Origin of the sequence: Chloroflexus sp., assembly GCF_034435895.1 — a bacterium.
GTDB lineage: Bacteria > Chloroflexota > Chloroflexia > Chloroflexales > Chloroflexaceae > Chloroflexus.
The window spans coordinates 1-7,995 of sequence record NZ_DAOTWH010000256.1; the positions used below are offsets into that span (position 1 = coordinate 1).

The window sequence follows — 7,995 nt, forward strand, 5'->3', positions numbered from 1 at the left end:
GCGGGAGCAGCGACCGGCACCGGCGTAGCCGGAGCGGCGACCGCAGCCGGTGCAGCCACTGTTGCGACCGCCGGCTCATTGACCGGTTTCGGACTCTCGGCGGCGACTGCCACTGGCGCCGGCTCAGGCGGTGCAGCGGTTTTGGCCTGCTCAGGGAGATCGAGTCCAGCATCCCCAAATAGATCAATCAGGTGCTTCTCCATGCCGAGCGTACAGGTCGTATAGACCTCATCGGCGATCACATCGGCGCCATCGAAACCGAGGAAGGGGCGATAGGCGAGCAGGTGATTTTCGATGTGGGTCGGCGGTGAAATCACCATACAGTTCAGATCGTAGCGGCGCGAGGTGTGGCGCTCCATCTGGGTGCCACAGACCAATTCAGGGCGCAGCTCGGCGATGCGGGCCGCCACCGTCTGAAATTCATCGGTCACGAGCAGATCATCGACATAGCCGGCCAACTGCTCGCGCACCCAATCGGCCTGATGCTTGACGTAGGTGCCGGCTCCAGCGATCGGCATGCCCATTTCGTCGCTGAGGAAGCGGGTGATGCCGACCACGTGGGTGGCATCGCCAAAGACAAAGGCCGGCTTGCCAGAGAAGCTATCCATATCGGCGGTGCGGGCCAGCCACGGCACAGCGGATGGGGCCGACATCCCATCGAGCGAAAAGGCGGTCAGCGGCGGCATCGGCACGTTAGCCCCGGCTTGGGCCAGCATCTCGCGCAGGCGATCGATCCAGCGCAAGGTGGGTTGGACGCCAATCGGTGCATCGAGCAGGGCCGGCACGCCGAACTGCTCTTCGAGGTAGGTGGCGGCGCGCAAGCCTAGCTCGCGGTACGGGGCGATGGTTAGCCACGCTGCCGGCAAGCGGCGCAGATCGTCAATCGTCGCTCCCCACGGCGCCACCACATTCACCTCAATGCCGAGCGTCTTGAGCATGCGGCGCAGGCTGATCAGATCGTGGCGGGCGTGGAAGCCAAGCGAGGCCGGGCCGAGAATATTGACGGTCGGGCGGGGAGTGCGGGGTTGGGGTTGGGCAAACCGCTTGACCAGATCGGTAAACAGGCTCTCGGCGGCGAGTATCTCTTGCATACGGTAGGGGTTGGCGTCGTAGACCATCACCTCGCACTGCAAGCCGGCATGCTTAGCGGCAATCTCGAGATTCTCTTGCAGCAAGATCGTTGAGCACGAGGCCACCACCACGATCAAATCGGGACGAACGCGCTCTTCTACCTGCTTGAGCGTATCGGGCAAGCGGATCGTGCCGCGGGCCAGATCGGTGCCGCTGACCACGCTAGTCGTCATGGCCGGAAAATTGGGCGTGCGATCGAGCATCGTGAAGATTGCATTGACATAATCGTCGCCCTGTGGGGCGTGAAAGACGGCGTGGACATTGCGCATGCTATTGGCGATCCGGCCAACGCCGTGATGGGCCGTGCCCTCGTACATCCAATACGCTAGACGCATGGATCATCTCCTCTATGACTGCAACGAGATGACGCCACCGGGGGAGCTAGGCATCATGCCGGTCAACCAGATCGGATCAGAGCCGAGCGGATCGAGCTTGGCATGGCGTTCGAGGGCGCGGGTGAAGGATGTCACCAGCGCGTTGACGCCGGCCCAGCCGTGAATCGGCAAAAAGCAGTACTCGGTGCCCCACTTGGCGACCACGCCTTGGCCGACCAGCGGGTTGGTGGTGATGATATTCGAGATAACCAGATCGGGTTTGGTTTCGGCGATGGTGCGCAACTGGCGATGGAAATTGGCCTGTTCGACCAGTCGCACGCCGTCAAGCGCTGCCAGCTCGGCGGCGTGGAAGCGGCGGTTGATATAGGGAGTCGAGCACTCGACCACCTCAGCGCCGCACGCCTTGAGGAAACGGGCCAGCGGCAGCTCCATCAGGGTATCGCTCGCGAAGAAAATCTTCTTGCCGCGCAACAGATCGGTATGGCGCTTGATACGCTCCCACGCGGCGGCTTCGCGATCGCTCAGATCGACCTTCATGCCAAACTGGGCGGCCAAATCCTCCCAGAAGCGGCGGGTGCCGTCGGGACCAAACGGGAAGAGCGACGAGAGTACCGTGCAGCCGCGCTCGTTGCGCAGTTGGGTCGCGGTCTTGTGCAAGTAGGGCTGGAGCGGGGCGATGATCGTGCCCGGCCCGATCGGCGGCAATTCGTGGAAGTGGCTGGCGGGCAAGAACCCAGCCACCGGAATGCCCAGCCGGGTCGCTTCGAGCGAAAAATCGTCGGCGATGGCGTCGTTGACCGAGCCGAGGAAGACGACCCGCTTATCTTCGGGCGGGGCCGGCGGGCAGAACGGGATGAGCGCCTGCAAGACCGAATCCTCGCTCTGCGAGAAGGTATAGTCGAGGCCGGAAGCGGGCACGAACAGCACCGGCACTTCGGGCGTGCTGACCGAGGCCGCCAACCCTTCAAACTCTACCTTCATCACTTCAGGCGTGCATGACGAGAGCAAAAAGATCACCGAGGGATGGTGCTCGCGCTTGATCTCTTCAATTTGGGCTGAAATATCGGGCTGCGACGAACTGAGATCCGCTTCTTCGAGCAACGAGACGGCAAAGCGCGGGCGGGCGAAGATCATCACGCCGAGCGTATTTTGGAGCAGGTGGGCGCAGGTGTGGGTGCCAAGGATGAGGAAGAAGCTATCCTTGATCTTCTGGTAGAGCCAGCCGACGCTAACTAAGCCGCAGAACGAGTGATAGAGGCCATCCTCGCGGATGGTGCTCGCCTTATGCATAGCGCCTCCTCGCACGGTGTAGTACCGATTTGGAACTACTGACTTTAATAACATTGTAGCATAAAAAGCAAGAAGGTGAAGTATAAACAAATCCCGTGCAAAATTGGTGCATGGGATGGAACAGCGATTGATATGTAGCGCCACAAAGATGTACCGCCGCGCGGTTTGATGGAGCCGCATACCGTGCGGCTTGCCGGAGCCGCGCCGCCGTGCGTCGTTACAGGGATGCCCAATCACGCGGTTTAAGGAATTCGGCCATGGCCGCTTCAGGCGAGCCGGGTTCGGGCCGGTAATTGAATTCCCAGCGGGCGAGCGGCGGCAGCGACATCAAGATGGCTTCGATGTTGCCGTTGGTTTGCAAGCCAAACAGGGTGCCGCGGTCGTAGATCAAGTTAAATTCGACGTACCTGCCGCGCCGGTAGAGCTGCCACGAGCGTTCGCGCTCGCCGTAGGGGCTGTGCATACGCCGGCGCACGATCGGCAGGTAGGCGTCGAGGATGGTGGTGATGCCATCGCTGATGAACGCAAACGCGCGCTCGAAGCCGTCTGGCCCGTCTGGGTGGAGATCATCGAAGAAGATGCCGCCGATGCCGCGCATTTCGTTGCGATGTTTGAGGAAGAAGTAGCGGTCGCAGGTCTCCTTCATGGTTTGGTAGTCGGCGATCGGATGGCGGGCGCAATAGTCGCGCAGGGTGACGTGAAAGTGGCGGGCGTCTTCTGCAAAGCCATAGCTCGGCGTCAGATCCATGCCGCCGCCGAACCACCAATCGTCGCCGGCCTCGAAGTAGCGGAAGTTGGCATGAAACGCTGGTACATAGGGATTGCGCGGGTGCAAGACCATCGAGATGCCGGTGGCGAAGTAGGGTTGGCCGCGAGTTGAGGGGCGATGTTGCCAAATGCTCGGCGGCACCTCTTCGCCGTAAACGGCTGAAACATTGACGCCGGCGCGCTCGAAGACGGCGCCTTCGGTCATGACGCGGGCCGTGCCGCCGCCGCCGCCGGGCCGTTCCCAGCTCTGTTCGGCGAACCGTTGCTGGCCGTCAGTCGCTTCAAATGCGGCGCAGAGTTTTTGCTGGCCGGCGCGCATCAGATCGTGAACGAGCAAGCGAGTGTCGGTGATGGTCATTGGTCGTCTCCTTTGACGTAAGGACGCAAAGCAAGCAAAGCCGCAAAGGGGTAAACGCAAAGGCGCAAAGGACGCGAAGGGCGCAAAGGGATGAACGCAAAGGTGCAAAGAGCGCAAAGGGTTGTGATGGTGGTTGAGCGCATAGCCGGTTTGGTCTCGATATGGCATGCGTTGGTTGTGATGTTCATCCCGTTACGGGTCAGGCAAAAGCGCAAAGGGTTTGGGTTGCACCGCCGGCTTGCGGCGCGGCGAGACGTGCTGGTGGCTTCCACAAACCCTTTGCGCCTCGGCGTTGGTTATAGTTGGGCGAACGCTTCTTCCGCGGCGGCCAGCGTCTGCTCGATGTCGGCGACGGTGTGAGCCGTGCTGACGAATCCGGCTTCAAACTGCGACGGCGCCAAATAGACGCCGCGTTCCGTCATAGCCCAGAAGAAGCGGGCATAGCGCTGGGTATCAGCGTTGGCCTTGGCTTCGGCGTAGTTGGTGATCTGGGCATCAGGATGGCGCAGGAAGTAGCAGCCGAACATCGTGCCCACGTTGCCGACTTGCAACGGGATGCGGTAGCGTTCACCGAGCTCGCGCAGGCCGTTGGCGAGATTGGTGGTCAGCGTGACCGCCTGCTCGAATGCAGCGCCATCGTTGGCGAAGGCAGTGCGCAGGGTGGTCAGTCCGGCGACCATCGCTAGCGGGTTACCGCTGAGGGTGCCGGCCTGATACATCGGGCCGGCCGGCGCGACCAGTTGCATATATTGGCGTTTGCCGGCATACGCGCCGACCGGCAAACCGCCGCCGATCACCTTGCCCAAACAGGTCAGGTCGGGGTCAAGCCCCCACAGTGCCTGCGCACCGCCGGGGGCGACGCGGAAGCCGGTCATCACCTCGTCGAGAATGAAGATGGCGCCGTGGCGCTGGGTCATCTCACGCAAGCCGCTGAGGAAGCCGGGTTTGGGCAGGACGAACCCCATATTGGCGGCGATGGGTTCGATGATAACGGCAGCGATTTCAGCGCCGCGGTTAGCGAAGAGGTTGGCGACCGCATCGAGATCGTTGTACTCGACGGTGATCGTCTCGGCGGCGACGGCAGGCGGCACGCCGGGGCTATCGGGCAGGCCGAGGGTGGCGACGCCGCTGCCGGCCTGCACCAGCAGCATATCGGCGTGGCCGTGGTAGCAGCCGGTGAACTTGACGATCAGGCGGCGACCGGTGGCGGCGCGAGCCAGCCGCAAGGCGCTCATAGTGGCTTCGGTACCGCTGTTGACAAAACGGATCTGTTCGATCGACGGCACGAGATCGATCACCTGCCGGGCCAGCTCGGTTTCGAGTTCGGTCGGCGCGCCGAAGCTGGTGCCGCGCTGGGCTTGATCGGCGATGGCCTGCGCGACTGTGGGGTGAGCATGGCCAAGTAGCAGCGGCCCCCACGAGAGCACGTAATCGATGTAGCGATTGCCATCCACATCCCAGACATACGCACCCTGACCGCGATCGAAAAAGATCGGTGTGCCGCCGACGCCACGGAAGGCGCGCACCGGCGAATTGACCCCGCCGGGAATAACGGCTTGGGCAGCGGCGAAATTGGCTTGCGAGCGAGCGTAGCGCTCGGTGGCGACACTCATTGCATAACCTCCTGTAACGCAGGCGCTTCGGCTGGCAAGGGGAACGACTGCACGAACTCGACCAGATAGCGCACGTGATCGACCGGCGTCTCGGTAAGAATGCCGTGACCGAGGTTAAAGATATGGCCGGGGCGACCGCCGGCGCGCTGCAAAATCTCGCGGGCACGGGCAGCGATCAGCTCGCGCGGCGCAAAGAGCGTCGTGGGATCGAGGTTGCCCTGCACCGCGTGCTCGTAGCCATACTGCGCCCATGCCACATCGAGGTCGATCCGCCAATCGACGCCGAGCACATCGGCCCCGATCCGGCGCAATTCGCCGGCGAGGCCGGCCATATCGGTGCCGAAGTAGATAATCGGCGGCGCAGCTTCGCCGAGGCGAGAGCGGACGGTTGCGACCACGTTTTGGGTATGGCGCAGCACAAAGTCGCGGTAGTCGGCGGGGGCGAGCGCACCGGCCCAGCTATCAAAGATCTGCACCGCATCGGCGCCGGCCTCGACCTGCGCGATCAGGTACTCGGCGACCAGTTGGCTGAGCCGTTCCATCAGATCGTGCCATGCCGCCGGTTGCTCATACATAAAGCGCTTGGTCAAGCGATACTCTTTCGAGCCGCCGCCTTCGATGGCGTAGCTGGCCAATGTAAAGGGCGCGCCGCTAAAACCGATCAGCGGCAAACCGTTCAATTCGCGCTTCACCAGCCGCAGCGCGGTGAGCGTATAGGCGACCGTCTCACGTGGATCGCTGCTATGCAGGGCAGCGACAGCGCGCGGCTGGCGGATCGGGTTGTGAATCACCGGCCCCTCACCCTTTTCATAGGTGAGCTGGAAGCCCAACCCCTCAAGCGGGGGCAAAATATCGGCAAAGATGATCGCCGCATCCACCCCAAAGGCCTGAATCGGTTGCAGTGTCACCTCGGCGGCCACTTCCGGCGTCTTGACCATCTGCAAAAAGCCGTAGCGTTCGCGCACGGCGCGGTATTCAGGCATATAGCGGCCCGCTTGGCGCATCAGCCAAATCGGGGTGCGATCAACCGGTTGGCGGCGGCATGCGCGCAGAAAACGATCTCGCATAGACTCCTCACTGTTTCAGAATGACCGCAGTGAACGCTTGTCTTTGCCTAACAGTACCCATTTAACCCAGCCACTCCGCCGCCTCTTTGGCCCAGTAGGTAATGATCATATCGGCTCCGGCGCGGCGAATGGCGGTCAACGTCTCAAGCGCGATGCGCTGTTCGTCGAGCCAGCCTTGCAAGGCAGCCGCCTTGACCATGCTGTACTCGCCGCTGACTTGGTAGGCGGCCAGCGGCAGGGTGTGGCGATCGCGCACTTGGCGAATGATATCGAGGTAGGCCAGCGCCGGCTTAACCATCAGAATATCGGCGCCTTCGGCCACATCGAGATCGACTTCGCGCAGCGCCTCGCGGGCATTGGCCGGATCCATCTGGTACTGGCTGCGGTCGCCGAACTGGGGCGGGCTTTCGGCGGCATCGCGGAAGGGGCCGTAGAACCCGCTGGCATACTTAGCAGCGTAGCTCATAATCGAGGTATGGCTCAGACCGGCTGCGTCCAGCGCGGCGCGGATCGTGGCCACCATCCCGTCGATCATGCCCGACGGCGCGATGATGTCGGCTCCAGCGCGGGCATGCACTACCGACGCCTCGGCCAGCAGGGCAAGAGTTGGATCATTCAACAGATAGCCCTCACCGAGCTGCGGTTGGAAATCGCTGCGGTCGGGCGTATTGAGCACACCGCAGTGCCCGTGATCGGTGTACTCACAGAAACACATATCGCTGATCACGACCATGCCGGGCACAGCATCCTTAATCGCCCGAATCGCTTGCGGCACGATCCCATCGGGATCGGCGTTCTCGCTGCCGCAGGCATCCTTGTGGGCAGGGATGCCAAACAGCAGCACCGCGCGAATCCCGCGTTCGGCCAGCTCGCGCGCCTCGCGGGCGGCCTGATCGGGCGACATCTGGTACTGGCCGGGCATCGAGCGAATGGCTACCCGCAGATCGCGCCCGTGGCGGACAAAGATCGGCGCGATCAGTTGGGCAGACGTCAACCGGGTTTCGCGCACCAGATCGCGCAGGGCGGGACTGATGCGCAGCCGGCGCGGGCGTTGCACCGGCGTAGGCAAGTGGTTGGCGATGCCATTCGTGACCGGCGTGCGTGACGAGAGCGTTTCCATGCGTTCACTCCGTGGTTTCAGAGAACTGTAGCCGTACAATGTGACGTTTTCTTGGCCCCCACCCCTAGCCAGCGGGTTCAAGGGTGGATAGAACATCTGATCCAGAACCCGGCCCTGAAGAGCCGGGCTAGGGTTACGAAGCCCGCTGCGCGGGCTGCTGGCCCTCACCCCCAGCCCCTCTCCCACTGACGCGGGAGAGGGGAGTGCAGAACTAAGCTTTGAGCTATTGCACAGCGATCAACCGTTGTACTCGACCAAATTTCTGTCCGTTCTTCAACCCTAGCGGGAGGGGGGGGAGTGCCCCCACCCCCGG

Annotated in this window: 6 protein-coding genes; all 6 read right to left on the minus strand. The window is 62.6% G+C overall.

What is annotated here, in order from left to right; translation table 11 throughout:
• On the minus strand, nucleotides 1-1,466 hold a 1,466-nt coding region (locus U9R81_RS14865; RefSeq protein ID WP_322496213.1), incomplete at its 3' end, for a ferredoxin:protochlorophyllide reductase (ATP-dependent) subunit B.
• A 12-nt stretch (nucleotides 1,467-1,478) separates the two neighbouring features.
• Complete coding sequence (bchN, locus tag U9R81_RS14870) at nucleotides 1,479-2,756, minus strand: ferredoxin:protochlorophyllide reductase (ATP-dependent) subunit N (RefSeq protein WP_322496214.1); 1,278 nt, start codon at nucleotides 2,754-2,756, stop codon at nucleotides 1,479-1,481.
• A gap of 217 nt (nucleotides 2,757-2,973) precedes the next feature.
• Nucleotides 2,974-3,882: an oxygen-dependent coproporphyrinogen oxidase gene (gene hemF, locus U9R81_RS14875; RefSeq protein ID WP_322496215.1), complete on the minus strand. Its 909-nt coding sequence runs from the start codon at nucleotides 3,880-3,882 to the stop codon at nucleotides 2,974-2,976.
• 296 nt (nucleotides 3,883-4,178) lie between these two features.
• The gene (gene hemL / locus U9R81_RS14880; RefSeq protein ID WP_322496216.1) at nucleotides 4,179-5,495 is read right to left on the minus strand and encodes a glutamate-1-semialdehyde 2,1-aminomutase; all 1,317 of its coding nucleotides are present in this window, start codon (nucleotides 5,493-5,495) and stop codon (nucleotides 4,179-4,181) included.
• Entirely contained in the window at nucleotides 5,492-6,562 is a 1,071-nt protein-coding gene (hemE, locus tag U9R81_RS14885; RefSeq protein WP_322496217.1) for a uroporphyrinogen decarboxylase, read from the minus strand. Before hemE ends, hemL begins: the two co-directional genes overlap by 4 nt.
• 61 nt (nucleotides 6,563-6,623) lie before the next feature.
• Nucleotides 6,624-7,682, minus strand: coding sequence for a porphobilinogen synthase (gene hemB, locus U9R81_RS14890; protein ID WP_322496218.1), 1,059 nt, complete (start codon nucleotides 7,680-7,682; stop codon nucleotides 6,624-6,626).
• Nucleotides 7,683-7,995 lie beyond the last annotated feature (313 nt).